Below are 26644 nucleotides of genomic sequence, written 5' to 3'. Positions count from 1 at the left end.
GGGGCTTTTTTAATTCAGTTTTTCAGGCAGCCAGCAGGCGACTACCAATCCCCCTTCAGGGCGGTTCTCCAGCGTAAGCTTACCGCGATGTAGCTGTACAATACGCTGAACGATGCTTAATCCCAGCCCGCTCCCGCCATAGCGTTGATCGATACGGCGAAACGGCTCGGTAATTGACTGGCGATGGGCTTCATCAATGCCTGGCCCCTGATCGCAGACGCTCACCCACGTACCGCCATCGACCTCCTGCATTCCGACTTCAACGGTGGTTCCTGCCGGGCTGTATCGCACCGCATTTTCCAGCAAATTACGCAGCATCAGTCGTAGCAAGGTGGCGTCACCCTGTACGCTCTGCGGGCCCGCCTGCGGCCAGATGAGGGTATGGCTTTTTGTCTCATTCTCCAGCGCCAGCGGCGCAAAAATTGCCTCGCTCCAGTTAACCGTATCGTAGTGGCCACTGGCCAGAGCCTGACCTGCGCGGGCCAGCATCAGCAGTTGTTCTACCGTATGCATTAGCTGATCGATGCGGGCAACCAGCGTCGTCGCCTGGGGCGAGCCTGACTGCGCCATCAGCTCCAGATGCAGGCGAATACCCGCCAGCGGCGTACGGAGCTCGTGTGCGGCATCGGCGGTGAACAGGCGCTCCTGCTGTATGGTTTGATCCAGTCTGGCAAGAAGCTGATTGAGTGCAGTGGTGACGGCGCCAATCTCTTCCATATCGGAGAACATCGGCAGCGGAGTGAGATTATCGGCAGAACGATTCGCCAGGCTGGAGCGGAGCTGATTGAGCGGACGGGTGATCCAACTGACGGCCCAGAAGGAGAACAGCAGCGTAAACCCGACCATCACCAGCGAAGGGACCAGTAACGAGGCGATCGCCTCCCGGATCTCTTTCTCTACGTGCTGGTTACGGGCTTTTGCGGAGAGCGTCTCGTTCACCAGAAAGCCGATCTGCTCCCGGCTCTCATGCCAGAGCCAGATGACGCTAACCAGTTGAAAGAACAGCAGAATAACTGCCAACAGCACCATCAGACGACGGCGCATACTGTTCATTTTTGACTCTCAAGGCGATATCCCACGCCGCGCACCGTTTTGATCCGGTCTTTACCCAGCTTACGCCGCAGATTATGGATATGAACTTCCAGCGTGTTGGAGCCCGGATCGTCTTGCCAGGAGTAGATATCCTGCTGCAAGGTTTCCCGGTGGACGGTCTGTCCGGTACGCATGATCAGCCGCGTTAGCAGGGCGAACTCTTTAGGGGTAACTTCGACTGGCCGGGAGTGCTGTAAAACCTGCTGCGTTTGCAGGTTCAGCGTGAGATCGCCGTCGCTGAGCAGGTTATCACTGTGCCCCTGATAGCGACGTATCAAGGCTCTGGCGCGCGCCTGGAGCTCAGCCAGCGCAAAAGGCTTAACCAGATAGTCGTCGGCGCCGGAGTCCAGGCCGTTAATCCGGTCTTCCAGCGCGTCGCGGGCGGTCAGGATCAGTACCGGATTATCGAATCCCCGGCGGCGCCACTGGCTCAGCAGGGTGGCACCGTCTTTATCCGGCAGGCCAAGATCGAGGATCACCAGGCTGTACTCGCCGCTCTGGATGAGGCCATCAGCCTCGGCGGCGGTACCCGCGCAATCAAGGGTATAACCCTCGGCTGAGAGCGCCAGAGCCAGCCCTTCCTGCAGCAGCAGATCGTCTTCAACAATGAGTAATTTCATCGCTAGTTATTCTGATAAATGTCCTTGTAAAGCCGGCTCTCAAAGCGCACCAGCGGGATACGGCGGTTACGTTGGTCAGCAGGTTCAACCGCATAGCCAGAAAGGTACTGTACAAATGCCATTCGCTGTCCGCTGGCAGTAGTGATAAACCCGGCAAGGTTATAGACACCCTGCAAAGACCCCGTTTTGGCGGAGACTTTGCCATCGACGCCCGCTGCGTGCAGGCCCGCACGGTACTGCAGTGAGCCGTCATAACCGGCGAGCGGCAGCATTGAAATGAAGTTTAGTTCAGTGTCGTGCTGAGCAATGTACTGTAGCACCTGCATCATAGTGGCAGGGGAGATCAGATTATGACGCGACAGACCAGAACCATCCACCGCGATGGTATTGCCGAGATCGATGCCGGCCTGTTGGCGGAGGATCTGACGCACCGCATCTGAACCGGCGCGCCAGGTGCCCGGTACGCCGAAGCGGGCATGGCCAATCATGCGAAATACGGTATCGGCGATCATGTTGTCCGATTTTTTCAGCATGATCTTCAGCAGATCGTGCAGCGGCGCCGATTGCTTACTGGCAATCACGGTGCCGGGCTCGTTGCTCTGCGTCTGGCGCAGCAGGGTACCACTGTAGGTAATGTTGGCCTGCTTCAGCTCATCTTTGAGGATCGCGCCGGCGTAGCTTGCCCCGTCCTGAATGGCGAAGGCCAGCGGCAGCGGATCGGCCCGTTGCGTCAGGCAACCGGTCAGGGTAAAGCGGTTCAGATCGCCCGGCACCACATCCAGCTCGCAGTACTGCGCTTCCGGAGAACCTTTCGCCAGCGTACGCACCTGGCTGAACATGTTGACCGGATAGTAAGACGCCACCCGAATAAAAGCTAAATCATTGGGTTTTGGTGCGCTGTATAACGAAATGGAGAAGCAGTTGCGATCGACGATCGCTGCCGCAGGCGGGGCGCTGAAGCATTGGGTCATGTCGTTCCACGGCCAGCCGGGCGCTTTATCATGACTGGCGAAAATGGACGTATCAATGAGCACATTACCTTCAATACGCTGTACGCCAGACTTCTTTAGCACGGCGACCATGTTGCGTATATCCTGACGTTTAAACGTCGGATCGCCGCCAAAGCGGGCGATAAGATCGCCCTTCAGTACGCCACTCTCAATGTTGCCTTTGCTTTCAAGCGTGGTCGTAAAACGAAAATCTGGACCCAGCTGCAGCAGGGCAGCCAGCGCCGTAATCACCTTTTGCGTACTGGCAGGCAGGGCCATCTGCTGGCTGTGATAATCAATCTCAGGCGCCTGGGCGCCTACCTTTTGCACGACCAGGGCAAGATTGGCGCCATCGGGCAGTTGATTAATGTACTCGTCAACGTTCGCTGCCTGGACAGTGAACGCAATAGTGGTGGTCAATCCGATGATAAATCTGGAAAATCGCATAATCTCGCGCTAACAACCCGGAAACAAACCGTCATACTACGGCCCAACGCCCTGTAAAGTAAACGATGACCCATACTGAACTTCGCGGTAAAATACGTATCAAATTGAAAAATTGCTGCTGACCTGGAACTTTGCTTCCGGGTCAGTTTTCTTTTGCTTCTGACCTGTGCCAGGCTGTGATGCCTGCGGGGCCAGTCGTCGGGTCGGTTACCCGTACCCAACAGGAATGTCAAAGAGGTATAACAAATGCAAGCTATTCCGATGACCTTACGTGGCGCTGAAAAACTGCGTGAAGAGCTGGATTTTCTGAAGTCTGTTCGCCGCCCTGAAATCATTGCTGCGATCGCTGAGGCGCGTGAGCATGGCGATCTGAAAGAGAATGCTGAGTATCACGCCGCGCGTGAGCAGCAGGGGTTCTGCGAAGGGCGAATTAAAGATATCGAAGCCAAGCTGTCGAATGCGCAGGTGATTGATATCACAAAAATGCCAAATAACGGGCGTGTGATTTTTGGCTCAACCGTCACCGTGATCAATCTGGATACCGATGAAGAGGTCTCCTACCGCATCGTTGGCGATGACGAAGCTGACTTTAAGCAGAATCTGATCTCAGTAAACTCGCCAATCGCACGCGGTCTGGTAGGTAAAGAGCAGGACGATGTTGTCACCATCCGTACGCCAGGCGGCGAAGTGGAATTCGAAATTACTAAGGTTGATTACCTGTAATTCGCATCTCCGGGCGGATGTTGATACATTGTAAAGATAGGAAAAAGGCCGCATAGCGGCCTTTTATCAACTCAAGGAGCATGGCATTTTGCTCACCTGCTAACGAAAAACCCCTCGTTTTACACAGTAAATGTGTTCAATTCAGGATAATCTTAGCGTGGCAGCGAGATTTTACGCTCTTTAGAAGGGCGGTAGAGCACCAGCGTTTTACCGATGACCTGTACATTACAGGCGCCGGTCTCGCGCACGATTGCTTCCACGATCAAGGTCTTGGTGTCTCTGTCTTCAGAGGCGATTTTCACCTTGATTAATTCGTGGTGCTCCAGCGCTTGTTCAATCTCGGCCAGTACCCCTTCGGTCAAACCATTGTTGCCAAGCATAACTACAGGCTTGAGCGGATGTGCCAGACCTTTAAGGTGCTGTTTTTGTTTAGTACTCAGATTCATCGTATATTTTTGCTTACGTTGGGATTGAAAACGGTTCATTCTACCGCCATCTCCCTAATATCGCCAAATTGCTGAGTGGAAATTTACACCACAGGCTACGATGAACCAGGACGGAAAGTTAAATGACAGGTAAAAAGCGTTCTGCTAGCTCGAGCCGCTGGCTCCAGGAACACTTTAGCGATAAATATGTTCAACAGGCACAGAAAAAGGGGTTACGTTCCCGTGCCTGGTTTAAACTTGATGAAATACAGCAAAGTGACAAACTCTTTAAGCCGGGGATGACGGTTGTCGACCTCGGTGCAGCGCCCGGTGGATGGTCGCAGTATGCGGTAACACAAATCGGCGGAACGGGCCGAATTATCGCCTGCGATCTTTTACCTATGGATCCCATCGTTGGTGTGGACTTCCTTCAGGGCGATTTTCGTGATGAATTAGTACTGAAAGCGTTACTTGAACGGGTTGGTGACAGTAAAGTTCAGGTTGTCATGTCCGATATGGCGCCAAATATGTGCGGAACACCGGCGGTGGATATCCCCCGCTCCATGTATCTGGTAGAACTGGCGTTAGAAATGTGTCGTGATGTATTAGCGCCGGGTGGTAGTTTTTTAGTGAAGGTGTTCCAGGGCGAAGGTTTCGAAGAGTATCTGAAGGAAATTCGCTCCCTGTTTACGAAGGTCAAAGTTCGTAAGCCGGACTCTTCGCGTGCGCGTTCACGTGAAGTGTATATTGTAGCGACCGGGCGAAAATGATAGCCGGTGAATTTCAGGCGAAAGTTTGAAATAAATCGGATACAGAGTATCCTGACGCTGTTTTTAACACAGTTGTAATAAGAGGTTAATCCCTTGAGTGACATGGCGAAAAACCTAATACTCTGGCTGGTCATTGCCGTTGTGCTGATGTCAGTATTCCAGAGCTTTGGGCCCAGCGAGTCTAATGGCCGCAAGGTGGACTATTCTACCTTCCTGCAAGAGGTCAACCAGGATCAGGTTCGCGAAGCGCGTATCAACGGACGTGAGATCAACGTTACCAAGAAAGATAGTAACCGTTACACGACTTACATTCCGGTGAACGATCCTAAGCTGCTTGACAACCTTCTGACTAAAAACGTCAAGGTGGTCGGTGAGCCGCCGGAAGAGCCAAGCCTGCTGGCTTCTATCTTCATTTCCTGGTTCCCGATGCTGCTGCTTATCGGCGTCTGGATCTTCTTTATGCGTCAGATGCAGGGCGGCGGTGGCAAAGGTGCCATGTCGTTTGGCAAGAGCAAGGCGCGTATGCTGACGGAAGACCAGATCAAAACCACTTTTGCTGACGTGGCGGGTTGCGACGAAGCAAAAGAAGAGGTGGGTGAACTGGTTGAATACCTGCGTGAGCCGAGCCGTTTCCAGAAACTGGGCGGTAAGATCCCGAAAGGCGTTCTGATGGTAGGGCCTCCGGGTACCGGTAAAACCCTGCTGGCGAAAGCCATCGCAGGTGAAGCGAAGGTGCCATTCTTTACCATTTCAGGTTCTGACTTCGTGGAAATGTTCGTGGGTGTCGGTGCATCTCGTGTGCGTGACATGTTCGAACAGGCCAAGAAAGCCGCACCGTGCATCATCTTCATCGATGAAATCGACGCCGTAGGCCGCCAGCGTGGCGCAGGCCTGGGTGGTGGTCACGATGAACGTGAACAGACGCTGAACCAGATGCTGGTTGAGATGGACGGCTTCGAAGGTAACGAAGGTATCATCGTTATCGCAGCGACTAACCGCCCGGACGTTCTTGACCCTGCGCTGCTGCGTCCAGGTCGTTTTGACCGTCAGGTTGTGGTAGGTCTGCCAGACGTTCGTGGTCGTGAGCAGATTCTGAAAGTGCATATGCGTCGCGTACCGCTGTCTCCGGACATTGATGCGGCAATCATTGCGCGCGGTACGCCGGGCTTCTCCGGTGCCGATCTGGCTAACCTGGTGAACGAAGCTGCGCTGTTTGCTGCCCGTGGCAACAAGCGTGTGGTTTCCATGGTGGAGTTCGAGAAAGCGAAAGACAAAATCATGATGGGTGCGGAACGTCGCTCCATGGTGATGACGGAAGCGCAGAAAGAGTCCACGGCTTATCACGAAGCAGGTCATGCGATTATCGGTCGCCTGGTACCGGAACACGATCCGGTACATAAAGTGACGATTATTCCACGTGGTCGTGCGCTGGGTGTGACCTTCTTCCTGCCGGAGGGCGATGCTATCAGCGCCAGCCGCCAGAAACTGGAAAGCCAGATTTCGACCCTTTACGGTGGCCGTCTGGCAGAAGAGATTATTTACGGTGCGGAACATGTTTCGACCGGTGCGTCTAACGACATTAAAGTTGCGACAAACCTGGCGCGTAACATGGTGACCCAGTGGGGCTTCTCCGACAAACTTGGTCCGCTGCTGTATGCGGAAGAAGAAGGCGAAGTGTTCCTCGGTCGCAGCGTGGCGAAAGCGAAACATATGTCCGATGAAACAGCACGTATCATCGACCAGGAAGTAAAAGCACTGATCGAGCGTAACTACGGTCGTGCCCGTCAGATCCTGAATGACAATATGGATATTCTGCACGCCATGAAAGATGCGCTCATGAAATATGAGACCATCGATGCGCCGCAAATCGACGACCTGATGGCACGCCGTGATGTTCGTCCACCTGCGGGCTGGGAAGATCCTGGCGCTTCCAACAACTCTGACAACAACGGTACGCCACGCGCGCCGCGTCCGGTCGATGAACCGCGTACGCCGAACCCGGGCAACACCATGTCAGAACAGCTGGGCGACAAATAAGTCCCCGCTGTAAATGATGTTCTCTTTACCTGAAACCCTGGGGCTTGCCCCGGGGTTTTTCTTGTCTGCTTAACCAAAATCAGGGACTTGCCATGAAACTCTTCGCCCAGGATTCTTATCTCGATCTTTCTCATCCACATGTGATGGGGATCCTGAACGTCACGCCAGACTCTTTTTCCGATGGCGGCACGCATAATTCACTTATTGATGCGGTCAGGCATGCGAATTTGATGATCAATGCTGGCGCGACGATCATCGATGTAGGCGGAGAGTCGACGCGTCCAGGGGCGGCGGATGTCAGCGTTGATGAAGAGCTGTCGCGCGTCATCCCGGTGGTTGAAGCCATTGCCCGGCGTTTTGAAGTGTGGATCTCGGTGGATACCTCAAAGCCAGAGGTGATCCGCGAATCGGCCAGAGTGGGCGCTCACATTATTAATGACATTCGCTCGCTCACCGAGCCCGGCGCGCTTGAGGCGGCAGCGGAGACCGGATTGCCGGTCTGTCTGATGCATATGCAGGGTCAGCCGAAAACCATGCAGGATGCCCCCAAATACAGTGACGTGTTTGCAGATGTGAACCGCTACTTCGAAGAGCATATTGCGCGCTGTGAACGTGCCGGTATCGCAAAAGCGAAATTGCTGCTCGACCCGGGATTCGGTTTCGGTAAAAATCTCTCTCATAACTACGAACTTCTTGCTCGCTTATCTGAGTTTCACCATTTTGGCCTGCCGCTGCTGGTCGGAATGTCGAGAAAATCCATGATAGGGCAACTGCTTAATGTTGGGCCATCAGATCGCCTGAGTGGCAGTCTGGCCTGTGCGGTGATTGCAGCGATGCAGGGAGCCCATATAATTCGCGTCCATGACGTAAAAGAAACAGCAGAAGCCATGCGAGTGGTGGAAGCCACACTGGCAGCTAAGGAAAACTCCCGCTATGAGTAATCGTAAATATTTTGGTACCGACGGCATTCGTGGACGCGTGGGCGATGCGCCAATCACACCTGAGTTTGTGCTGAAGTTAGGCTGGGCGGCTGGCAAAGTGCTGGCCAGCCACGGCTCGCGCAAAATCATCATCGGTAAAGACACCCGTATTTCCGGCTACATGCTCGAGTCCGCGCTGGAAGCAGGCCTCTCTGCCGCAGGGCTGTCCGCCTCTTTTACCGGCCCAATGCCGACCCCAGCGGTGGCCTACCTGACCCGAGCCTTCCGTGCGGAAGCAGGTATCGTTATCTCTGCGTCGCATAATCCGTTCTACGATAACGGCATCAAATTCTTCTCCATTGACGGGACTAAGCTCCCGGATGATGTTGAAGAAGCCATTGAAGCGGAAATGGAAAAAGAGCTTACCTGCGTTGACTCCGCTGAGCTGGGTAAAGCCAGCCGCATCGTCGATGCTGCGGGTCGCTACATCGAATTCTGCAAAGGCACCTTCCCGAACGAGCTGAGCCTGGGCCATCTCAAAATCGTGGTTGATTGCGCGAACGGTGCAACCTACCACATCGCCCCTAATGTGTTCCGTGAGCTGGGTGCGCAGGTTGTGTCCATCGGCTGCGAGCCTAACGGGCTGAACATCAATGCCGAAGTGGGGGCAACGGATGTCCGTGCTCTGCAGGCGCGAGTGCTGGCAGAAAAGGCCGATCTGGGTATCGCTTACGACGGCGACGGCGACCGCGTAATCATGGTCGACCACGAAGGTAACAAAGTCGACGGCGATCAGATCCTCTATATCATTGCCCGCGAAGGTCTGCGCCAGGGGCAACTGCGCGGTGGCGCTGTGGGTACCCTGATGAGCAACATGGGTCTGGAGCTGGCCCTCAAGCAACTGGGTATCCCGTTTGCGCGCGCGAAAGTCGGCGACCGTTACGTACTGGAAAAACTGCAAGAGAAAGGCTGGCGCATTGGGGCCGAGAACTCTGGCCACGTGATCCTGCTCGACAAAACCACCACCGGTGACGGTATTGTTGCCAGCCTGCAGGTTGTGGCGGCGATGGTGCGTAACCATATGTCCCTGCACGATCTGTGTAGCGGTATGAAAATGTTCCCGCAGATCCTGGTTAATGTCCGCTTTACAGCAGGTAAGGGCGATCCGCTGGAAAACGAGAATGTAAAAGCGGTAATGGCCGAGGTGGAAGCGGCGCTGGGCTCTCGTGGTCGCGTTCTGCTGCGTAAGTCGGGAACTGAACCGCTGATCCGCGTGATGGTGGAAGGGGAAGACGAAGCGCAGGTCACCGAATTTGCCCATCGTATCGCTGATGCGGTAAAAGCGGCGTAAATGACGTTAAGTGCCTAAAAAGGCGGCCTGTGCCGCCTTTGTTTTGTACAGTTTTGGCGGTTTTGCTGTTTTTTTCCGCACTTGATACAATGAGTCGAAATTGCCCTTGCGAAGGTCATTCGCTTTGGTTAGTATTCACACCCGCTTCAGTGGGAAAGCAAAATTCCTGCTTATTGGTTGAAGCATTGGTATGCGGCAAATCCGCAAGGAACAGGTTGATTATGTACGAAGCTCTTTTGGTAGTTTTCCTTATTGTAGCCATCGCTCTGGTAGCGCTGATCATGCTGCAGCAAGGTAAAGGCGCTGATATGGGGGCCTCCTTTGGAGCAGGCGCTTCTGGTACGCTGTTCGGTTCAAGTGGTTCTGGTAACTTCATGACCCGCGCAACGGCGATTCTGGCAACGCTGTTTTTCATCATCAGTCTGGCGCTTGGCAATATCAATAGCAACAAGATCAATAAAGGAAGCGAGTGGGATAACCTGAGCGCGCCAGCGAAATCTGAGCAGACTCAGCCAGCTGCACCGGCTAAGCCGACCAGCGATATCCCGCAGTAAGAGAAGTATCTGTGCTGAGGTGGTGGAATTGGTAGACACGCTACCTTGAGGTGGTAGTGCCCTAACGGGCTTGTGGGTTCGAGTCCCATCCTCAGTACCAATATTCCGAAAGAAAGACGTCGAAAGACGTCTTTTTTTTCGTCTGTAGTTCTGCTTTTTGTCGGCCCGGTAAGCGACGCGCCGCCGGGCGAAAAGAGGGCAGGGCCACGAAATTCGGCAATAAAAAAGGCGCCTTCAGGCGCCTTTTGTCTTTCTTATTCGCGATTACTGCTTATCGCTGTTTTCCAGATTCTCAACCTGCGGCAGACCGTTACCTGTGGATACGGAGAGCAGACCGTTCTCGGTATAGGTAAACAGCTTGGCGCGGGTATCGGTGATATCCAGATTACGCATCGTCAGCTGGCCAATACGGTCGTCCGGCGAGAAGACGGAATCGCCTTTCTCCATGGTCAGACGCTCTGCCTGGTAGGTCAGGTTGTCAGACACGGTGTTCAGAATAGAGTAATCGTTGCCGCGACGCAGTTCCAGGGTCACTTCCCCGGTGATGGCACTCGCCACCCAACGCTGCAGGGCATCACGCAGCATCAGAGCTTGCGGGTCGAACCAGCGGCCCTGATACAGCAGTTTGCCAAGCTGACGACCATGAGAATGGTACTGCTCAATGGTGTCCTCGTTGTGAATACCGGTCAGCAGACGCTCGTAAGCGATGTGCAGCAGCGCCATCCCCGGGGCTTCGTAGATGCCACGGCTTTTTGCTTCGATGATACGGTTTTCGATCTGATCGCTCATACCCAGACCGTGACGGCCACCGATGCGGTTAGCTTCCAGCATCAATTCAACATCGTCAGAGAAGGTCTGACCGTTCAGGGCAACCGGATGACCGCGCTCGAAACGTACGGTCACCTCTTCTGCCTGAATTTTGACGTTTTCATCCCAGAACTTCACGCCCATGATCGGGTTAACAATCTTCACGCTGGAGTTCAGGAACTCAAGGTCTTTTGCTTCGTGCGTGGCGCCGAGCATGTTGGAATCGGTGGAGTAAGCTTTCTCAACGGACATTTTGTAGTCAAAACCACAGGCAATCATAAATTCAGACATTTCATGACGGCCACCCAGCTCATCGATAAAATCGGTATCCAGCCACGGCTTATAGATCTGCAGTTCTGCGTTGGTCAGCAGACCGTAACGGTAGAAGCGCTCAATGTCGTTGCCTTTATAAGTACTGCCATCGCCCCAGATGTTTACGCCATCTTCTTTCATGGCGGCAACCAGCATGGTGCCGGTAACTGCGCGGCCCAGCGGGGTGGTGTTGAAATAGGTCAGGCCGCCGGTGGTGTTGTGGAAAGCGCCGCACTGAATGGCAGCGATACCTTCGGCGACCAGCTGCTTACGGCAGTCAATCAGGCGTGCGTTCTCTGCACCATACTCCATGGCACGACGAGGGATCGCGTCATAATCGTCCTCATCCGGCTGACCCAGGTTCGCAGTATATGCATACGGAACCGCTCCCTTCTGGCGCATCCACAGCAGTGCAGCGCTGGTATCCAGGCCGCCTGAAAAAGCGATGCCAATACGTTGTCCTTGCGGAAGATGCTTGAGAATCGTCGTCATAAAATAAAACCCTGCTTGATTGACTGATGAGTGATCGCTTCACCCTAAAATGCATTTTTATGCAGAATAAGTGAGTTTTCATTTAATCATCTTTTGGCAAGTACCGAAAGAGATTCGTGTATTTTTTGTAAAAATTTACCGCCTGAATCGCTGCGCTTCGTAAGGTTGACAGGGGCGTACGCTACCAATATACTGTATGCCGATTTTACGTCCCGTCCTCGGTACCAAATCCCAGCATTATTTGCATTTTTTACCCACAGCGAGTAGAATTTGCCACGTTTCAGGCGCGGGGTGGAGCAGCCTGGTAGCTCGTCGGGCTCATAACCCGAAGGTCGTCGGTTCAAATCCGGCCCCCGCAACCACTTTCCTATAAAGTCCTTTTTCAAATATACTGTGAAGACTTAGCGCCTTCGTAGCTGGATTTGAAAAAATTCTTTTTGAAAGTGCTCCAGGCCACAGTTGTGGCTATAGGGTTCAGTTATCTAAAGCCCCGATTTATCGGGGTTTTTTGTTATCTGACTACAGAATAACTGGGCTTTATGCCCTTTTTTTACGTCTTGGGGGTGGGCTTGTCCACATTAGAGCAAAAATTAACAGAGATGATTACAGCACCGGTCGAAGCACTGGGCTACGAACTGGTCGGCATCGAATTCGTTCGGGGTCGTACATCCACGCTGCGCATCTATATTGATAGTGAAGATGGCATCAATGTTGATGATTGTGCTGATGTCAGCCACCAGGTCAGTGCGGTTCTTGATGTTGAAGATCCTATTACTGTTGCCTACAACCTGGAAGTTTCCTCGCCTGGTCTCGACAGACCTATGTTCACGGCTGAACACTACACGCGCTTTACCGGTGAAGAAGTGGCTCTCGTTCTGCGTATGGCCGTACAGAACCGCCGTAAATGGCAAGGCGTTATTAAAGCCGTTGATGGTGAGATGATCACGGTTACAGTCGAAGGCAAAGATGAAGTGTTCGCGCTGAGTAATATCCAGAAGGCGAACCTGGTTCCCCACTTTTAACAGTCTGGATTGAGGTGAAAAGCCCGCGATGAACAAAGAAATTTTGGCTGTTGTTGAAGCCGTCTCCAACGAGAAAGCCCTGCCGCGTGAGAAAATTTTCGAAGCGCTGGAAAGTGCACTGGCTACGGCAACCAAGAAAAAATACGAACAAGAGATCGATGTCCGCGTTGAAATCGATCGTAAAAGCGGCGACTTCGATACTTTCCGTCGTTGGGTTATCGTTGAAGAAGTGACCCAGCCAACGAAAGAGATCACTCTTGAAGCGGCTCGTTTCGAAGATGAAAGCCTGAACATTGACGATTACGTTGAAGATCAGATCGAATCCGTGACCTTCGACCGTATCACCACGCAGACCGCTAAACAGGTCATCGTACAGAAAGTACGTGAAGCCGAGCGTGCAATGGTTGTTGACCAGTTCCGTGAGCACGAAGGTGAGATCATCACCGGCGTGGTGAAGAAAGTGAACCGCGACAACATCTCTCTGGATCTGGGTAACAACGCTGAAGCGGTTATTCTGCGTGAAGATATGCTGCCACGCGAAAACTTCCGCCCGGGTGACCGTATTCGTGGCGTGCTGTATTCCGTGCGTCCAGAAGCACGCGGTGCTCAGCTGTTCGTGACCCGTTCCAAGCCTGAGATGCTGATCGAACTGTTCCGCATCGAAGTGCCAGAAATCGGCGAAGAAGTTATCGAGATTAAAGCCGCTGCCCGCGATCCGGGTTCCCGTGCAAAAATCGCGGTGAAAACCAACGACAAGCGTATCGATCCGGTCGGTGCTTGCGTCGGTATGCGTGGTGCGCGTGTTCAGGCGGTTTCGACTGAACTCGGCGGGGAGCGTATTGATATCGTTCTGTGGGACGACAACCCAGCACAGTTCGTGATTAACGCGATGGCGCCGGCTGACGTTGCCTCTATCGTCGTAGACGAAGACAAGCACACCATGGATATCGCCGTTGAAGCAGGTAACCTGGCACAGGCTATCGGCCGTAACGGTCAGAACGTCCGTCTGGCTTCACAGCTGAGCGGCTGGGAGCTCAACGTAATGACCGTTGACGACCTGCAGGCGAAGCATCAGGCAGAAGCCCATGCAGCCATCGATACCTTCACTAAATACCTGGACATTGACGAAGACTTCGCCACCGTCCTGGTTGAAGAAGGTTTCTCAACGCTGGAAGAGCTGGCCTATGTGCCAATGAAAGAACTGCTGGAAATTGACGGTCTGGACGAAGCAACCGTTGAAGCCCTGCGTGACCGCGCTAAAAACGCACTGACCACCCTGGCACTGGCTCAGGAAGAAAGCCTTGGTGATAACAAGCCGGCTGATGACCTGCTGAATCTGGAAGGTCTTGATCGTGCGATCGCGTTCAAGCTGGCTGCCCGTGGTGTTTGTACGCTGGAAGATCTCGCCGAGCAAGGCGTTGATGACCTGGCCGATATCGAAGGTTTAACCGACGAGAAAGCCGGCGAACTCATCATGGCCGCACGTAATATCTGCTGGTTCGGCGACGAAGCGTAATAAACTGTAGCAGGAAGGAACAGCATGACTGATGTAACTGTAAAAACGCTGGCTGCCGAGATTCAGACCTCCGTGGATCGCCTGGTACAGCAATTTGCTGATGCAGGGATCCCGAAGTCCGCTGATGACTCGGTGACCGCGCAAGAAAAACAAACCTTGTTAACGCACCTGAACCGTGAACACGGTTCAACGCCTGACAAGTTAACGCTGCAGCGCAAAACGCGTAGCACGTTAAACATTCCAGGTACCGGTGGAAAAAGTAAATCGGTACAAATCGAAGTCCGCAAGACGCGCACCTTTGTAAAACGTGATCCGCAAGAGGCAGAACGCCTCGCTGCGGAAGAGCAGGCACAGCGTGAAGCGGAAGAGCAAGCCCAGCGTGAGGCAGAAGAAAATGCCAAACGTGAGGCAGTATTAAAAGCTGAACGTGAGGCCGCAGAAAAAGCGAAACGCGAAGCCGCTGATAAAGCGAAGCGCGACGCTGCGGAAAAAGACAAAGTGAGCAATCAACAGACTGACGATATGACCAAAACAGCCCAGACGGAAAAAGCCCGTCGTGAAAATGAAGCTGCTGAACTGAAGCGCAAAGCGGAAGAAGAAGCACGCCGTAAGCTGGAAGAAGATGCGCGTCGTGTTGCTGAAGAAGCGCGCCGTATGGCCGAAGAAAACGAGAAGAACGGCGTGAATACCGCTGAGCCGTCTGAAGACAACAGCGACTATCACGTGACCACTTCCCAGCATGCACGTCAGGCGGAAGATGAGAACGACCGTGAAGTTGAAGGTGGTCGTGGCCGTACCCGCACAGCATCAAAATCTGCCCGTCCTCAGAAGAAGGGTAATAAGCACGCTGAATCCAAAGCCGATCGCGAAGAAGCGCGTGCAGCGGGTCGCGGTGGTAAAGGTGGCAAGCGTAAAGGTTCCGCGCTGCAGCAGGGCTTCCAGAAGCCAGCGCAGGCCGTTAACCGTGACGTTATCATTGGCGAAACCATTACCGTTGGCGATCTGGCGAACAAGATGGCCGTTAAAGGTTCTCAGGTCATCAAAGCGATGATGAAGCTGGGCGCCATGGCGACCATTAACCAGGTCATCGATCAGGAAACCGCACAGCTGGTTGCCGAAGAGATGGGCCACAAAGTTATCCTGCGTCGTGAAAACGAGCTGGAAGAAGCAGTAATGAGCGACCGTGACACCGGTGCAGCCGCTGAGCCGCGTGCACCTGTAGTGACCATCATGGGTCACGTTGACCACGGTAAAACCTCTCTGCTGGACTACATTCGTTCCACCAAAGTCGCCTCTGGCGAAGCAGGTGGCATTACCCAGCACATCGGTGCATACCATGTAGAAACCGATAACGGGATGATCACCTTCCTGGATACCCCGGGTCACGCCGCGTTTACCTCTATGCGTGCTCGTGGTGCTCAGGCAACGGACATCGTTGTTCTGGTGGTCGCAGCAGACGATGGCGTAATGCCACAGACCATCGAAGCTATCCAGCACGCGAAAGCGGCGCAGGTGCCTCTGGTTGTTGCAGTGAACAAAATCGATAAGCCAGAAGCGGACATGGATCGCGTTAAAAACGAACTGTCCCAGTACGGTGTTATGCCGGAAGAGTGGGGCGGTGAGTCTCAGTTCATCCCGGTTTCTGCAAAAGTGGGTACCGGTATCGATGACCTGCTGAACGCTATCCTGCTGCAGGCTGAAGTTCTGGAGCTGAAAGCGGTTCGCAACGGTATGGCGAGCGGCGCGGTAATCGAATCCTTCCTGGATAAAGGTCGTGGTCCGGTTGCTACCGTTCTGGTACGTGAAGGTACCCTGAACAAAGGCGACATCGTTCTGTGTGGCTTCGAATATGGCCGTGTTCGTGCAATGCGCGACGAACTGGGTCGTGAAGTGCTGGAAGCAGGTCCATCCATTCCTGTGGAAATCCTGGGTCTGTCCGGTGTTCCGGCTGCCGGTGATGAAGTGACCGTTGTGCGTGACGAGAAGAAAGCGCGTGAAGTTGCACTGTACCGTCAGGGCAAATTCCGTGAAGTTAAACTGGCTCGTCAGCAGAAATCTAAACTCGAGAACATGTTTGCCAACATGACCGAAGGCGAAGTTCACGAAGTGAACGTCGTTCTGAAGGCAGACGTTCAGGGTTCTGTGGAAGCGATCTCCGACTCTTTACTGAAGCTGTCTACCGACGAAGTGAAAGTGAAGATCATCGGTTCCGGCGTAGGTGGTATCACCGAAACCGACGCAACCCTGGCTGCAGCGTCCAACGCCATTCTGGTTGGCTTCAACGTCCGTGCCGATGCCTCTGCGCGTCGCGTGATCGAAGCGGAAAGCCTGGATCTGCGTTACTACTCCGTCATCTATCATCTGATCGACGAAGTGAAAGCAGCAATGAGCGGTATGCTGTCTCCGGAACTGAAACAGCAGATTATCGGTCTGGCTGAAGTTCGTGACGTGTTTAAATCACCGAAATTCGGTGCTATCGCGGGCTGTATGGTTACCGAAGGTAACATCAAGCGTCACAACCCAATCCGCGTACTGCGTGACAACGTGGTTATCTACGAAGGCGAGCTGGAATCCCTGCGCCGCTTCAAAGATGACGTTAACGAAGTCCGTAACGGCATGGAATGTGGTATCGGCGTTAAGAACTACAACGACGTTCGCGTTGGCGATATGATCGAAGTGTTCGAGATCATCGAAATTCAGCGTACCATCGCGTAATCTTTGTGGGCTCTTGGGCCGCAAATGCGTAGGCCGGGTAAGCGAAGCGCCACCCGGCAATAATTTTAAAAAGGGGCTTTAGCCCCTTTTTTGTCTGGAGAATTTATTATGGCGAAAGAATTTGGTCGCCCTCAGCGCGTCGCGCAGGAAATTCAAAAAGAGATCGCAATCATCCTGCAGCGTGAAATTAAAGATCCACGTCTGGGCATGATGACCACCGTATCCGGTGTTGAAGTGTCCCGCGATCTGGCCTATGCCAAAGTATTCGTCACCTTCCTGAACGACCAGGACGAAGCAGCGGTTAAGCTGGGTATCAAAGCACTGCAGGATGCGTCCGGTTTTATCCGTTCCCTGCTGGGCAAAGCTATGCGTCTGCGTATCGTGCCGGAACTGACCTTCTTCTATGACAACTCGCTGGTTGAAGGGATGCGCATGTCCAACCTGGTTACCAGCGTGGTGAAACAGGATGATGAGCGTCGTGTGAACCCGGACGATAAAAAGGAGGACTGATGAGTCGTCCTCGTCGTCGCGGTCGCGACGTGCACGGCGTGCTGCTGCTGGATAAACCTCAGGGTGCATCCAGTAACGACGTGCTGCAAAAAGTAAAGCGTCTCTACAATGCTAACCGTGCGGGTCATACCGGGGCGTTGGATCCGCTGGCGACCGGTATGCTGCCGATTTGTCTGGGGGAAGCGACGAAGTTTTCCCAGTATCTGCTGGATTCGGATAAACGCTACCGCGTGATTGCAAAACTGGGCCAGCGCACGGACACCTCCGATGCGGATGGCCAGGTTGTTGAAGAGCGGCCGGTGACGTTCAGCGCTGAACAGCTTGATGCTGCGCTGGAAAGCTTCCGTGGTGACACCCAGCAGGTGCCGTCCATGTACTCGGCGCTGAAGTATCAGGGCAAAAAGCTCTACGAATATGCGCGTCAGGGGATTGAGGTGCCACGTGAGGCCCGGCCGATTACGGTTTATGAGCTGCTGTTCATTCGACACGAAGGCGATGAGCTGGAGCTGGAAGTCCACTGCTCAAAAGGCACTTACATCCGCACCATTATCGACGATCTGGGTGAGAAGCTGGGCTGTGGCGCGCATGTTATTTATCTGCGTCGTCTGGCGGTCAGCAAATATCCGGCTGAACGTATGGTGACGCTGGAGCAGCTGCAGGCGCTGGTAGACCAGGCGCAGGCGCAGGGCACCGAGATCGCAGATCTGCTGGACCCTTTGCTGATGTCGATGGACAGTCCTGCTTCGGACTACCCTGTGGTCAATCTTCCCTTAACCTCCTCCGTTTACTTCAAAAACGGCAACCCGGTGCGCACGACGGACGTCCCGGCGAAAGGCCTGGTACGCGTTACGGAAGGGGATGACAACACCTTTATCGGTATGGGGGAAATCGACGACGAAGGTCGTGTCGCCCCGCGCCGTCTGGTGGTTGAATATCCGGCATAAGCTGACGCCTTACCTTGCGATAAGCAGGGGAGGCGGGTAGAATATTGCGGCTTAACGTCTGGCAAATTGTTTAACAATTGACATGCGTTATACATGGGAAAGCTGAATTAGAGATCGGCTTCCTTTCATTCTTTATATTCTGGAGTTTTAAAATGTCTCTAAGCGTTGAAGCTAAAGCTAAAATCGTTTCTGAGTTTGGTCGTGATGCTAACGACAGCGGTTCTACCGAAGTTCAGGTTGCACTGCTGACTGCACAGATTAACCACCTGCAGGGTCACTTTGCAGAGCACAAAAAAGATCACCACAGCCGTCGTGGTCTGCTGCGCATGGTTTCTCAGCGTCGTAAACTGCTCGACTACCTGAAACGTAAAGATGTTGCACGCTACACCGCGCTGATCGAGCGTCTGGGTCTGCGTCGCTAAGTCTTGCGAGTTTCAGAAAAGGGGGCCTTATGGCCCCTTTTTTCAACCAGACCGCAGCAATTCACTGGAAACTAATGTATTGTTGCTATAAATGATCTTCATTGCAGAGGTTCGCGCGGCTAATGAGAGGCTTCACCCATGAGGGTGTCGGTTGTCATTAGTCGCGAGGATGCGAAGAAGGTCCGGTAAAAGTCAGCACGCCTCTGGTGTGCTGTCATTCATTTAAGAAAGGACAGAATCTTGCTGAATCCGATCGTTCGTAAATTCCAGTACGGCCAACATACCGTTACGCTGGAAACCGGCATGATGGCACGTCAGGCTACTGCTGCCGTTATGGTAAGCATGGATGACACCGCGGTATTCGTAACCGTTGTCGGCCAGAAGAAAGCAAAACCAGGTCAGGACTTCTTCCCACTGACCGTTAACTACCAGGAGCGTACCTACGCTGCCGGTAAAATCCCGGGTGGTTTCTTCCGTCGTGAAGGCCGTCCAAGCGAAGGCGAAACCCTGATTGCGCGTCTGATTGACCGCCCGGTTCGTCCGCTGTTCCCGGAAGGCTTCGTTAACGAAGTTCAGGTTATCGCCACCGTTGTTTCCGTTAACCCGCAGGTTAACCCGGACATCGTAGCGATGATCGGCGCATCTGCAGCCCTGTCCCTGTCTGGTATTCCATTCAACGGTCCTATCGGTGCTGCGCGCGTTGGTTACATCAATGACCAGTACGTTCTGAACCCAACTCAGGACGAGCTGAAAGAGAGCAAGCTGGACCTGGTTGTTGCCGGTACAGAAGCTGCGGTACTGATGGTTGAATCCGAAGCAGAACTGCTGAGCGAAGACCAGATGCTGGGCGCTGTGGTATTTGGCCACGACCAGCAGCAGATCGTTATCCAGAACATCAACGACCTGGTGAAAGAAGCCGGTAAACCACGTTGGGACTGGCAGCCAGAAGCAGCAAACGACGCGCTGAATGCACGCGTTGCAGCCCTGGCAGAAGCACGTCTGAGCGATGCTTACCGCATCACCGACAAGCAAGAGCGTTATGCTCAGGTTGACGTCATCAAATCTGAAACCATCGCTACGCTGGTTGCTGAAGATGAAGCCCTGGACGCTAACGAGCTGAGCGAAATCCTGCACGCTATCGAGAAAAACGTTGTTCGTAGCCGCGTTCTGGCAGGCGAGCCGCGTATTGATGGCCGTGAAAAAGACATGATCCGTGGTCTGGATGTGCGTACTGGCGTTCTGCCACGTACTCACGGTTCCGCACTGTTCACCCGTGGTGAAACTCAGGCGCTGGTCACCGCGACTCTGGGTACTGCCCGTGACGCACAGAACATCGACGAACTGATGGGCGAGCGCACTGACAGCTTCCTGTTCCACTACAACTTCCCTCCGTACTCCGTAGGTGAAACCGGTATGGTTGGCTCGCCGAAACGTCGTGAAATTGGTCACGGTCGTCTGGCGAAGCGCGGCGTGCTGGCTGTAATGCCAGATGCTGATAAATTCCCGTACACCGTTCGCGTGGTTTCTGAAATCACCGAATCTAACGGTTCTTCTTCCATGGCTTCCGTGTGCGGTGCTTCTCTGGCACTGATGGACGCGGGTGTTCCTGTGAAAGCAGCCGTTGCGGGTATCGCGATGGGTCTGGTGAAAGAAGGCGACAACTACGTTGTTCTGTCTGACATCCTGGGCGACGAAGATCACCTGGGTGATATGGACTTCAAAGTTGCGGGTTCCCGCGAAGGTATCTCTGCCCTGCAGATGGATATCAAAATTGAAGGCATCACCAAAGAGATCATGCATGCTGCGCTGAACCAGGCGAAAGGTGCACGTCTGCACATCCTGAGCGTGATGGAACAGGCGATTAACGCGCCGCGTGGCGACATTTCCCAGTTCGCGCCACGTATCCACACTATCAAGATCAGCCCGGACAAGATCAAAGACGTTATCGGTAAAGGCGGTTCCGTTATCCGTGCTCTGACCGAAGAGACCGGCACTACCATCGAAATCGAAGATGACGGTACTGTGAAGATCGCAGCGACCGACGGCGAGAAAGCGAAATTCGCTATCCGTCGTATCGAAGAGATCACTGCAGAGATCGAAGTGGGCCGTATCTACAGCGGTAAAGTGACCCGTATCGTTGACTTTGGCGCATTCGTTGCCATCGGTGGCGGTAAAGAAGGTCTGGTTCACATCTCTCAGATCGCTGACAAGCGCGTTGAGAAAGTGACCGATTACCTGCAGATGGGTCAGGAAGTTCCGGTTAAAGTTCTGGAAGTTGACCGCCAGGGCCGTATCCGTCTGAGCATTAAAGAAGCGACCGAGCAGACTCAGCCTGCCGCTGCGCCGGAAGCTCCGGCAGCAGAACAAGGCGAGTAAGGTTGCCGTTTGCCCTCCGCGTAAGCGGGGGGCTTGTTATCAGGCAGGACGCCTTGTTGAGCCGCCGGGGGACAGGACGTTCATCCAATAGTTGTCTTCGGGAGTGGGAAATGAAGCCTTTTCTGCGCTGGTGTTTCGTTGCGACAGCTTTGACGCTGGCAGGATGCAGCAACTCTGCCTGGCGTAAAAGTGAAGTCCTCGCAGTGCCACTGCAACCGACTTTGCAGCAGGAAGTGATTCTGGCACGCATGGAACAAATTCTTGCCAGTCGGGCTTTAACCGATGACGAACGCGCACAGCTTTTATATGAGCGCGGAGTGTTGTATGATAGTCTCGGTCTGAGGGCACTGGCGCGAAATGATTTTTCACAAGCGTTGGCGATCCGACCGGATATGCCTGAAGTATTCAATTACTTAGGCATTTATTTAACGCAGGCAGGCAATTTTGATGCTGCCTATGAAGCGTTTGATTCTGTACTTGAGCTTGATCCAACTTACAACTACGCGCACTTGAATCGTGGAATTGCCCTGTATTACGGCGGTCGTGACAAGTTAGCGCAAGATGATCTGCTGGCGTTTTATCAAGACGATCCTAACGATCCTTTCCGTAGCCTGTGGCTTTACATTGTTGAGCAGAAGCTCGATGCAAAGCAGGCCAAAGACGCGTTAAAGCAACGCTTCGAAAAATCGGACAAGGAACAGTGGGGATGGAATATTGTCGAGTTCTACCTGGGCAACATCAGCGAAGCAACGCTGATGGAAAGGCTCAAGGCAGACGCAACGGATAACACCTCGCTCGCTGAGCATCTCAGTGAAACCAACTTCTATTTAGGTAAGTACTACCTAAGTCTGGGGGATATGGACAGCGCCACGGCACTGTTCAAATTAGCGGTCGCTAATAACGTACACAACTACGTTGAGCACCGTTATGCATTGTTGGAATTATCGCTCTTGGGCCAGGAGCACGACGACCTGGCAGAATCGGACCAGCAATAGCTGACGACATAAACATCAGCCCGTAATCATTTTTTTGATTGCCATCATCTTAACGGGTGAGGGCGTTGTTGTTCGTCAATACACCTACTTTGAGCCGGTTCACACTTTTAATGAAAATTACCGAAAATTTTCACGACGAGTTATGTAGACTGGCCGCCATTGACATTGAGGCACTCGTACTACATGGCTGAATTCGAAACCACTTTTGCAGATCTGGGCCTGAAGGCTCCTATCCTTGAAGCCCTTAACGATCTGGGTTACGAAAAACCATCTCCGATCCAGGCAGAATGTATCCCACATCTGCTCTCTGGTCGTGACGTGCTGGGCATGGCCCAGACTGGTAGCGGTAAAACTGCAGCGTTCTCGCTGCCGCTGCTGAACAACATCGATCCGGACCTGCGTGCACCGCAGATCCTCGTACTGGCTCCGACCCGTGAACTGGCTGTTCAGGTTGCGGAAGCTATGACTGAATTCTCTAAACATATGCGTGGCGTAAACGTAGTTGCCCTGTACGGCGGCCAGCGTTACGACGTGCAGTTACGCGCCCTGCGTCAGGGCCCACAGATCGTCGTCGGTACGCCGGGTCGTCTGCTGGATCACCTGAAGCGCGGTACCCTGGATCTCTCTAAACTGAGCGGTCTGGTTCTGGATGAAGCTGACGAAATGCTCCGCATGGGCTTCATCGAAGACGTAGAAACGATTATGGCGCAGATCCCGGAAGGTCATCAGACCGCTCTGTTCTCTGCAACCATGCCGGAAGCGATCCGTCGCATTACCCGCCGCTTCATGAAAGAGCCGCAGGAAGTGCGCATTCAGTCCAGCGTGACGACTCGCCCGGACATCAGCCAGAGCTACTGGTCTGTTTACGGCATGCGTAAAAACGAAGCGCTGGTGCGTTTCCTGGAAGCAGAAGATTTTGATGCGGCGATTATCTTCGTTCGTACCAAAAATGCGACCCTGGAAGTGGCTGAAGCCCTGGAGCGTAGCGGTTACAACAGCGCCGCGCTGAACGGCGACATGAACCAGGCCCTGCGTGAGCAGACTCTGGAGCGTCTGAAAGATGGTCGTCTGGATATCCTGATCGCAACCGACGTGGCAGCACGTGGTCTGGACGTAGAACGTATCAGCCTGGTTGTTAACTACGACATCCCGATGGATTCCGAGTCTTACGTTCACCGTATCGGCCGTACCGGTCGTGCAGGTCGTGCGGGCCGTGCGCTGCTGTTCGTTGAGAATCGCGAGCGTCGTCTGCTGCGTAACATCGAACGCACCATGAAGCTGACCATTCCGGAAGCTGACCTGCCAAACGCAGATCTGCTGGGCAAACGCCGTCTGGAGAAATTCGCCGCGAAAGTACAGCAGCAGCTGGAAAGCAGCGATCTGGATCAGTACCGTGCGCTGCTGGCGCAGATTCAGCCGACCGCCGAAGGCGAAGAGCTGGATATCGAAACGCTGGCCGCTGCACTGCTGAAAATGGCGCAGGGCGAACGTTCTCTGATCGTACCGCCAGATGCACCTATGCGTCCTAAGCGTGAATTCCGTGACCGTGACGATCGTTTCGAACGTCGTGGCGACCGTAACGATCGTGGCCCGCGTGGCGACCGTCCGGAGCGTGGTGGTGAAGACCGTCCACGTCGCGAACGTCGTGATGCAGGCGAAATGGAACTGTACCGCATTGAAGTGGGCCGTGATGATGGTGTTGAAGTTCGTCATATCGTTGGCGCGATTGCTAACGAAGGTGACATCAGCAGCCGTTACATCGGTAACATCAAGCTGTTCGGTACTCACTCCACCATCGAGCTGCCAAAAGGCATGCCGGGCGAGGTTCTGCAGCACTTTACCCGTACCCGCATCCTGAACAAGCCGATGAACATGCAGCTGCTGGGTGATGCTCAGCCGCGTCCGGACCGTGGTCCGCGTCGTGATGGCGATCGTCCTGCTGGCCGTGGTTTCGGTGGTGAGCGTCGTGAAGGCGGCCGTGGTCCTCGTCGTGAAGGCGCTGCACCTGGTGCAGGTCGTTTCAGCGGTGAGCGTCGCGAAAGCCGTGGCCCACGCCGCGAAGATGGCCCAAGCCGTCGCCGTGACGCGTAAGCCTAACGCTTCAGTCGTAAAGTAAAATATACAGCCCCGATATTTTTATCGGGGCTTTTTTTATTCCTTTTGTACTATTGTACTGGTACAGTGCAGCACATTAGAATGCAGGTCCCAAATTTTTGACTGGAGAAAAGGCTGTATGGCGACACTAACCACCACCCAAACGTCACCCTCACTGCTCGGCGGTGTGGTGATTATCGGCGGCACCATCATAGGCGCGGGGATGTTCTCTCTGCCGGTGGTCATGTCCGGGGCGTGGTTCTTCTGGTCGCTGGCGGCGCTGGTCTTCACCTGGTTCTGCATGCTGCACTCCGGGCTGATGATCCTCGAGGCTAACCTCAACTACCGTATTGGCTCTAGCTTCGACACCATCACCCGCGACCTGCTGGGCAAACGCTGGAATATCGTTAACGGCCTCTCCATTGCCTTTGTGCTCTATATCCTGACCTACGCCTATATCTCGGCGAGCGGCTCGATTCTGCATCACACCTTCTCAGAGATGTCGCTGAACGTACCGGCGCGTGCGGCGGGTTTTGCCTTCGCCCTGGGCGTGGCCTTTATCGTCTGGATGAGCACGAAAGCGGTGAGCCGGATGACGGCCATTGTGCTTGGCGCGAAGGTCATCACCTTTTTCCTGACCTTTGGCAGCTTGCTGGGGCACGTTACGCCAGCGACCCTGTTTAACGTGGCGCAGAGTAATACCTCGTACTCTCCGTATCTGCTGATGACCCTGCCGTTTTGTCTGGCCTCGTTTGGCTACCACGGCAACGTCCCGAGCCTGATGAAGTATTACGGTAAAGATCCGCGCACCATCACCCGCTGCCTGGTCTATGGCACGCTGCTGGCGCTGGGGCTGTATGCGATCTGGCTGCTGGGGACGATGGGCAACATCCCGCGTCCGGAATTCATCGGTATTGCGCAGAAGGGCGGTAACATTGATGTGCTGGTGCAGGCGCTGAGCGGCGTGCTGAACAGCCGCAGTCTGGATCTGCTGCTGGTGATCTTCTCCAACTTTGCCGTGGCGAGCTCTTTCCTTGGCGTGACCCTGGGCCTGTTTGACTATCTGGCGGACCTGTGTGGTTTTGATGATTCAGCCCTGGGCCGTCTGAAAACCGCCCTGCTGACCTTCCTGCCGCCGGTGATCGGTGGCCTGCTGTGGCCGAACGGTTTCCTGTATGCCATTGGTTATGCAGGGCTGGCAGCGACCATCTGGGCGGCGATTGTTCCGGCGCTGCTGGCACGTAAATCACGTAAGCGCTTCGGTAGCCCAATATTCCGCGTCTGGGGCGGCAAACCGATGATTGCGCTTATCCTGGTGTTTGGGATTGGCAACGCTGTGGTGCACGTGCTGTCGAGTTTTAATCTTTTGCCTGTTTACCATTAAACCGTGCGGCCTGATCCCCTCACCCCGCCCCTCTCCCGAAGGGAGAGGGAGAAAACCGTAGGCCCGGTAAGCGAAGCGCCACCGGGCAAAAAGGCTACCCCACCAGCTCCTCTTTCACCTGCATCGCCAGATCGAACGAATGCAGGCGCGCCTGATGATCGAAAATCTGCCCGTTCACCATGATCTCATCGGCCTGCGTCTCGCGCAGCACCGCTTCAAGCCCGTGGCGCACCTTCGCTTTGTCCCCCACCAGCGACATGCTCAGCGCCTGCTGGACGCCATACTGCTCTGAGGCCGACCACAGCTGATGGATGTTCTCCACCGGCGGTGGCAGCTGTCCCGTTTCGCCGCGACGCAGCTTCATAAAGGCCTGCTGCATGGAGGTAAACAGGAATTCCGCATCGCGATTGCTGTCGGCCGCAATAATGTTGATGCACACCATCGCATAAGGTTTTTCCAGCCGTGCCGAAGGCGTAAAGTTCGTGCGATAGAGATGCAGCGCCTGATGCAGCATATCCGGCGCAAAGTGCGAGGCGAACGCAAACGGCAGGCCCAGCTGTGCGGCCAGTTGCGCGCTGTAGAGGCTGGAGCCCAGCAGCCAGACCGGGATCTGCTCACCGTAACCCGGCACCGGGCGCACCTGTGGATTCGGATCCCGGGCATCAAACCAGTCCACCAGCTCAGCCACATCCCGTGGGAAGTTATCGATATCCCCGCTCATATGGCGACGCAGCGCGCGCATGGTGGGCTGATCGCTGCCCGGCGCACGGCCCAGACCCAAATCGATACGGCCCGGATAAAGAGTGTTCAGGGTACCAAACTGTTCGGCAATCACCAGCGGGGAGTGGTTAGGCAGCATTACGCCGCCGGAGCCCAGATGCAGGGTGGTGGTATTGGCTGCCAGATAGCCGAGCAGCACCGAGGTCGCCGCACTGGCGATACCGACCATGTTGTGATGCTCCGCCAGCCAGTAGCGATGGTAACCGCGCTGTTCAGCCAGGCGGGCAAGATCCAGGGAGTGGGTAAAGGCTTCCCGTGCCGAGGAGCCTTCAGGGATCGGCGCCAGGTCCAGCACCGAAAACGGAATAGATTTATCAGTCATAACAGCTCACTTTGTCGACGGTGAA

At 54.3% G+C, this 26644-nt stretch carries 23 protein-coding genes and 2 tRNA genes; 19 read left to right on the top strand and 6 right to left on the bottom strand.

Going from position 1 to position 26644, the window contains the following annotated elements:
- Positions 1-9: 9 nt before the first annotated feature.
- From pmrB to dacB, 3 genes are read right to left on the bottom strand one after another with little or no spacing between them, the layout of a single operon-like run.
- Entirely contained in the window at positions 10-1053 is a 1044-nt protein-coding gene (gene pmrB, locus NB069_RS19435; RefSeq protein ID WP_250586239.1) for a two-component system sensor histidine kinase PmrB, read from the bottom strand.
- Positions 1050-1712: a two-component system response regulator PmrA gene (gene pmrA, locus NB069_RS19430; RefSeq protein ID WP_039031643.1), complete on the bottom strand. Its 663-nt coding sequence runs from the start codon at positions 1710-1712 to the stop codon at positions 1050-1052. The genes pmrB and pmrA overlap by 4 nt, the downstream gene beginning before the upstream one ends.
- A gap of 2 nt (positions 1713-1714) precedes the next feature.
- Positions 1715-3148, bottom strand: coding sequence for a serine-type D-Ala-D-Ala carboxypeptidase (gene dacB, locus NB069_RS19425; RefSeq protein ID WP_250586237.1), 1434 nt, complete (start codon positions 3146-3148; stop codon positions 1715-1717).
- A 246-nt stretch (positions 3149-3394) separates the two neighbouring features.
- Here dacB and greA point away from each other — a divergent pair, with 246 nt between their 5' ends.
- Complete coding sequence (greA, locus tag NB069_RS19420; protein WP_103177174.1) at positions 3395-3871, top strand: transcription elongation factor GreA; 477 nt, start codon at positions 3395-3397, stop codon at positions 3869-3871.
- A gap of 152 nt (positions 3872-4023) precedes the next feature.
- Here the strand turns inward: greA and yhbY are convergent, their stop codons facing one another.
- On the bottom strand, positions 4024-4317 hold the full coding sequence (yhbY, locus tag NB069_RS19415; RefSeq protein ID WP_032614629.1) for a ribosome assembly RNA-binding protein YhbY: 294 nt from the start codon (positions 4315-4317) through the stop codon (positions 4024-4026).
- A 122-nt stretch (positions 4318-4439) separates the two neighbouring features.
- Between yhbY and rlmE the strand changes: the two genes are divergently transcribed.
- From rlmE to NB069_RS19385, 6 genes are all read left to right on the top strand, one after another.
- A complete protein-coding gene (gene rlmE, locus NB069_RS19410; RefSeq protein WP_103177173.1) occupies positions 4440-5066 on the top strand; it encodes a 23S rRNA (uridine(2552)-2'-O)-methyltransferase RlmE in 627 nt (208 codons plus the stop codon).
- A 102-nt stretch (positions 5067-5168) separates the two neighbouring features.
- Positions 5169-7103, top strand: coding sequence for an ATP-dependent zinc metalloprotease FtsH (gene ftsH, locus NB069_RS19405; protein ID WP_250586235.1), 1935 nt, complete (start codon positions 5169-5171; stop codon positions 7101-7103).
- Between the two features lie 92 nt (positions 7104-7195).
- Positions 7196-8044 carry a dihydropteroate synthase gene (gene folP, locus NB069_RS19400; protein ID WP_250586233.1) on the top strand — a complete coding sequence of 283 codons (849 nt, stop codon included), beginning with the start codon at positions 7196-7198 and terminating at the stop codon, positions 8042-8044.
- Entirely contained in the window at positions 8037-9374 is a 1338-nt protein-coding gene (gene glmM / locus NB069_RS19395) for a phosphoglucosamine mutase (RefSeq protein ID WP_250586231.1), read from the top strand. Before folP ends, glmM begins: the two co-directional genes overlap by 8 nt.
- 221 nt (positions 9375-9595) lie before the next feature.
- The gene (gene secG, locus NB069_RS19390) at positions 9596-9928 is read left to right on the top strand and encodes a preprotein translocase subunit SecG (protein WP_039031650.1); all 333 of its coding nucleotides are present in this window, start codon (positions 9596-9598) and stop codon (positions 9926-9928) included.
- A 13-nt stretch (positions 9929-9941) separates the two neighbouring features.
- Positions 9942-10028: transfer RNA gene (locus tag NB069_RS19385), tRNA-Leu, on the top strand.
- Between the two features lie 164 nt (positions 10029-10192).
- On the opposite strand, the gene argG is transcribed toward NB069_RS19385, so the two are convergent.
- Positions 10193-11539 carry an argininosuccinate synthase gene (gene argG, locus NB069_RS19380; RefSeq protein ID WP_250586228.1) on the bottom strand — a complete coding sequence of 449 codons (1347 nt, stop codon included), beginning with the start codon at positions 11537-11539 and terminating at the stop codon, positions 10193-10195.
- 285 nt (positions 11540-11824) lie between these two features.
- Between argG and NB069_RS19375 the strand changes: the two genes are divergently transcribed.
- From NB069_RS19375 to mtr, 12 genes are all read left to right on the top strand, one after another.
- Positions 11825-11901, top strand: a tRNA-Met gene (locus NB069_RS19375).
- A gap of 207 nt (positions 11902-12108) precedes the next feature.
- Positions 12109-12561 carry a ribosome maturation factor RimP gene (gene rimP / locus NB069_RS19370; protein WP_139156304.1) on the top strand — a complete coding sequence of 151 codons (453 nt, stop codon included), beginning with the start codon at positions 12109-12111 and terminating at the stop codon, positions 12559-12561.
- A gap of 28 nt (positions 12562-12589) precedes the next feature.
- Positions 12590-14077 (top strand): transcription termination factor NusA, encoded by a 1488-nt coding sequence (nusA, locus tag NB069_RS19365; protein WP_250586226.1) that lies wholly within the window; start codon positions 12590-12592, stop codon positions 14075-14077.
- Positions 14078-14101: 24 nt separating this feature from the next.
- Positions 14102-16792, top strand: coding sequence for a translation initiation factor IF-2 (infB, locus tag NB069_RS19360; protein WP_250586224.1), 2691 nt, complete (start codon positions 14102-14104; stop codon positions 16790-16792).
- 108 nt (positions 16793-16900) lie between these two features.
- Positions 16901-17302, top strand: a complete 402-nt coding sequence (gene rbfA / locus NB069_RS19355; protein WP_250586223.1) for a 30S ribosome-binding factor RbfA — start codon at positions 16901-16903, stop codon at positions 17300-17302.
- Positions 17302-18246 (top strand): tRNA pseudouridine(55) synthase TruB, encoded by a 945-nt coding sequence (gene truB, locus NB069_RS19350; protein WP_250586221.1) that lies wholly within the window; start codon positions 17302-17304, stop codon positions 18244-18246. Before rbfA ends, truB begins: the two co-directional genes overlap by 1 nt.
- A gap of 152 nt (positions 18247-18398) precedes the next feature.
- A complete protein-coding gene (gene rpsO, locus NB069_RS19345) occupies positions 18399-18668 on the top strand; it encodes a 30S ribosomal protein S15 (protein WP_032614416.1) in 270 nt (89 codons plus the stop codon).
- A 240-nt stretch (positions 18669-18908) separates the two neighbouring features.
- A complete protein-coding gene (gene pnp, locus NB069_RS19340; RefSeq protein WP_250586219.1) occupies positions 18909-21044 on the top strand; it encodes a polyribonucleotide nucleotidyltransferase in 2136 nt (711 codons plus the stop codon).
- Between the two features lie 110 nt (positions 21045-21154).
- The gene (nlpI, locus tag NB069_RS19335) at positions 21155-22039 is read left to right on the top strand and encodes a lipoprotein NlpI (protein ID WP_250586217.1); all 885 of its coding nucleotides are present in this window, start codon (positions 21155-21157) and stop codon (positions 22037-22039) included.
- A gap of 110 nt (positions 22040-22149) precedes the next feature.
- A complete protein-coding gene (gene yrbN / locus NB069_RS22570) occupies positions 22150-22230 on the top strand; it encodes a protein YrbN (protein WP_138370335.1) in 81 nt (26 codons plus the stop codon).
- Positions 22223-24130 (top strand): DEAD/DEAH family ATP-dependent RNA helicase, encoded by a 1908-nt coding sequence (locus tag NB069_RS19330; protein ID WP_250586215.1) that lies wholly within the window; start codon positions 22223-22225, stop codon positions 24128-24130. Before yrbN ends, NB069_RS19330 begins: the two co-directional genes overlap by 8 nt.
- Positions 24131-24272: 142 nt before the next feature.
- Entirely contained in the window at positions 24273-25517 is a 1245-nt protein-coding gene (mtr, locus tag NB069_RS19325) for a tryptophan permease (RefSeq protein ID WP_250586213.1), read from the top strand.
- Positions 25518-25611: 94 nt separating this feature from the next.
- Here the strand turns inward: mtr and NB069_RS19320 are convergent, their stop codons facing one another.
- The gene (locus NB069_RS19320) at positions 25612-26619 is read right to left on the bottom strand and encodes a luciferase-like monooxygenase (protein WP_250586211.1); all 1008 of its coding nucleotides are present in this window, start codon (positions 26617-26619) and stop codon (positions 25612-25614) included.
- Between the last annotated feature and the right edge of the window lie 25 nt (positions 26620-26644).

The organism is Leclercia adecarboxylata (assembly GCF_023639785.1).
Classification (GTDB): domain Bacteria; phylum Pseudomonadota; class Gammaproteobacteria; order Enterobacterales; family Enterobacteriaceae; genus Enterobacter; species Enterobacter adecarboxylatus_D.
The sequence above is the reverse complement of the archived record's forward strand: the minus strand, read 5'-3'. Positions and strand labels throughout refer to the sequence as shown.

Coding starts and splice junctions, on each gene's coding strand:
- pmrB (WP_250586239.1), bottom strand. CDS start 1,053: ATGAACAGTATGCGCCGTCGTCTGATGGTGCTGTTGGCAGTTATTCTG.
- pmrA (WP_039031643.1), bottom strand. CDS start 1,712: ATGAAATTACTCATTGTTGAAGACGATCTGCTGCTGCAGGAAGGGCTG.
- dacB (WP_250586237.1), bottom strand. CDS start 3,148: ATGCGATTTTCCAGATTTATCATCGGATTGACCACCACTATTGCGTTC.
- greA (WP_103177174.1), top strand. CDS start 3,395: ATGCAAGCTATTCCGATGACCTTACGTGGCGCTGAAAAACTGCGTGAA.
- yhbY (WP_032614629.1), bottom strand. CDS start 4,317: ATGAATCTGAGTACTAAACAAAAACAGCACCTTAAAGGTCTGGCACAT.
- rlmE (WP_103177173.1), top strand. CDS start 4,440: ATGACAGGTAAAAAGCGTTCTGCTAGCTCGAGCCGCTGGCTCCAGGAA.
- ftsH (WP_250586235.1), top strand. CDS start 5,169: ATGGCGAAAAACCTAATACTCTGGCTGGTCATTGCCGTTGTGCTGATG.
- folP (WP_250586233.1), top strand. CDS start 7,196: ATGAAACTCTTCGCCCAGGATTCTTATCTCGATCTTTCTCATCCACAT.
- glmM (WP_250586231.1), top strand. CDS start 8,037: ATGAGTAATCGTAAATATTTTGGTACCGACGGCATTCGTGGACGCGTG.
- secG (WP_039031650.1), top strand. CDS start 9,596: ATGTACGAAGCTCTTTTGGTAGTTTTCCTTATTGTAGCCATCGCTCTG.
- argG (WP_250586228.1), bottom strand. CDS start 11,539: ATGACGACGATTCTCAAGCATCTTCCGCAAGGACAACGTATTGGCATC.
- nusA (WP_250586226.1), top strand. CDS start 12,590: ATGAACAAAGAAATTTTGGCTGTTGTTGAAGCCGTCTCCAACGAGAAA.
- infB (WP_250586224.1), top strand. CDS start 14,102: ATGACTGATGTAACTGTAAAAACGCTGGCTGCCGAGATTCAGACCTCC.
- rbfA (WP_250586223.1), top strand. CDS start 16,901: ATGGCGAAAGAATTTGGTCGCCCTCAGCGCGTCGCGCAGGAAATTCAA.
- truB (WP_250586221.1), top strand. CDS start 17,302: ATGAGTCGTCCTCGTCGTCGCGGTCGCGACGTGCACGGCGTGCTGCTG.
- rpsO (WP_032614416.1), top strand. CDS start 18,399: ATGTCTCTAAGCGTTGAAGCTAAAGCTAAAATCGTTTCTGAGTTTGGT.
- nlpI (WP_250586217.1), top strand. CDS start 21,155: ATGAAGCCTTTTCTGCGCTGGTGTTTCGTTGCGACAGCTTTGACGCTG.
- yrbN (WP_138370335.1), top strand. CDS start 22,150: ATGAAAATTACCGAAAATTTTCACGACGAGTTATGTAGACTGGCCGCC.
- NB069_RS19330 (WP_250586215.1), top strand. CDS start 22,223: ATGGCTGAATTCGAAACCACTTTTGCAGATCTGGGCCTGAAGGCTCCT.
- mtr (WP_250586213.1), top strand. CDS start 24,273: ATGGCGACACTAACCACCACCCAAACGTCACCCTCACTGCTCGGCGGT.
- NB069_RS19320 (WP_250586211.1), bottom strand. CDS start 26,619: ATGACTGATAAATCTATTCCGTTTTCGGTGCTGGACCTGGCGCCGATC.